This is a genomic window from Candidatus Binataceae bacterium, from assembly GCA_036495685.1.
Classification (GTDB): Bacteria; Desulfobacterota; Binatia; order Binatales; family Binataceae; genus JAFAHS01.
In genome coordinates, this window is sequence record DASXMJ010000183.1 from 1 (window position 1) to 1,741 (window position 1,741).

Below are 1,741 nucleotides of genomic sequence, written 5' to 3' on the forward strand. Positions count from 1 at the left end.
CCTGATTGCGGTCGGCGAATTTCGTATGTGCAATCAGGGCGGTCGCGACGCACCATACCGCCAGCACCAGCCCGACTGGACGGGTGAATAGCCCCAGCAGGATCGCCAACCCGCCGCCTAATTCGACGACGACGGCTAGTATCCACCCGAACTTCACCATCGGCAGATGATGACTGGCGAGCATGGCCTGCGTCGCCGCCGGCGCAAGCAATTTGCCCCAGCCGCCGTGGATGAAGAGCAGGCTCATCGCGACTCGGCCGAGCAGTGCGGCAGCGTTTTCGGTTCGGGGCATCGCCCCCCCAAGCAAACTGAGTGACGCCCTGGTATCTTATTGATCTCGCGCCTTCAAGCCTCAGATAGGGTGCAGAAAATCGAGAGAGCCCGCTGCCGAGTTGCACGACCTGAATTCCCTCATTCCAGAAACAGGCGCCGCTCATGAAAACGCCCTACCGGATCGGCCAAATCGTGCCGTCTTCCAACATCACGATGGAAACCGAAATTCCTGCGATGCTGCAGGCCCGCCAACTTATTCGTCCCGAGCGCTTTGCCTTTCACTCCAGTCGAATGCGAATGAATACCGTCTCGAAGGAAGAGCTGAAATCAATGGATGGCGAGTCCGATCGCTGTGCGCTGGAGCTCAGCGACGCCCACGTTGACGTGCTCGGCTATGCCTGTCTGGTGGCTATCATGTCGATGGGCTTGGGATACCATCGAGTCTCAAAGGAGCGTCTTGAGAGCCGCACCCGCGAGAACAATTCGCCGACACCAGTCGTGACCAGCGCTGGTGCTTTGGTTGATGGTCTGAAGGTGATGGGCGCACAAAAGATCGTGGTGCTGGCCCCCTACATGGAAGCGCTGACCAAGCTGGTTGTCGACTACATCGCCAACGAGGGCTACGACGTTCTCGATTCCATAGCGCTGGAGATCCCGAATAACCTCGACGTGGCGCGGCATGACGAAAATGAGCTGCCGGGTATAATGCAACGTATGAATTTCGCCGGCGCGGACGTAATCGTCTTATCCGCCTGCGTGCAGATGCCGTCCCTATCTGTCGTTCCGAAGGTCGAAGCGCTCACCGGTAAGCCGGTTATCAGCGCCGCGATCTCGACAACTTACGCCATGCTCAAAGCGCTTGATCTGGAGCCGGTTGTTCCCGGTGCAGGCGCGTTGCTATCCGGCGCCTATTGAGGAGCCAATCGAGTGCTATCGCAAGGGCAATTTATAGGTTACGAACAGCGCGGTCACGATAAACGGCGACAGCCGGTTTCGGTTGCTGTTTGGCGCCGAGGGATCGAGGGTTCGAATCCGTCTTCTTCCAGCGGCGAGTCCGATGCGAACTTGGTCCACAACTGACGCCTGAGCCGCCACGATGATCGCTCGGCGTCGGAAAGCGGTCCGTTTTCGCCTCATCTTATTCAGGTCGTAACCATTGATGTAAAGGCTCAAGCGTGAACGCGCAGTAGCCGCTCTTCCGCACGTATGCGCGCGATGAGCGGGGGTGTGAGGAGCGCTGTGAGAAGCACGCCGACCCCCGAACGAAAGGCGAGCGCCCAACTCAGCGAATTGACAAGCAGACCCGAATAGCTCGGGTGGCGGATGACGCGATAGAGACCGGTCGTGACCGGCGATGCCCGGGCTGGATGGCCACCAATCCGCTGAACCGGTGGCCGAGCACAAAGACTGGCCAGATCCGCAGCGCACGGCCTCTCCGCTTCCGCAACAGTGGAGATCGGAAGTAGAC

At 59.3% G+C, this 1,741-nt stretch carries 3 protein-coding genes; 1 reads left to right on the forward strand and 2 read right to left on the reverse strand.

Annotated features, from left to right (window positions below; genetic code table 11):
* Positions 1-292 (reverse strand): DoxX family protein (locus tag VGI36_16875; GenBank protein ID HEY2486819.1); only part of this gene is annotated, 292 nt, incomplete at its 3' end.
* A 143-nt stretch (positions 293-435) separates the two neighbouring features.
* On the opposite strand from VGI36_16875, the gene VGI36_16880 reads away from it, so the two are divergent.
* Positions 436-1,188 carry a hypothetical protein gene (locus VGI36_16880; protein HEY2486820.1) on the forward strand — a complete coding sequence of 251 codons (753 nt, stop codon included), beginning with the start codon at positions 436-438 and terminating at the stop codon, positions 1,186-1,188.
* A gap of 254 nt (positions 1,189-1,442) precedes the next feature.
* Here VGI36_16880 and VGI36_16885 read toward each other — a convergent pair.
* A partial coding sequence (locus VGI36_16885) for a methyltransferase (protein HEY2486821.1) occupies positions 1,443-1,741 on the reverse strand: 299 nt, incomplete at its 5' end.

What these genes read in the sequence shown, in the direction of transcription:
- VGI36_16880 (HEY2486820.1), top strand. Translation starts at nt 436, where the DNA reads ATGAAAACGCCCTACCGGATCGGCCAAATCGTGCCGTCTTCCAACATC.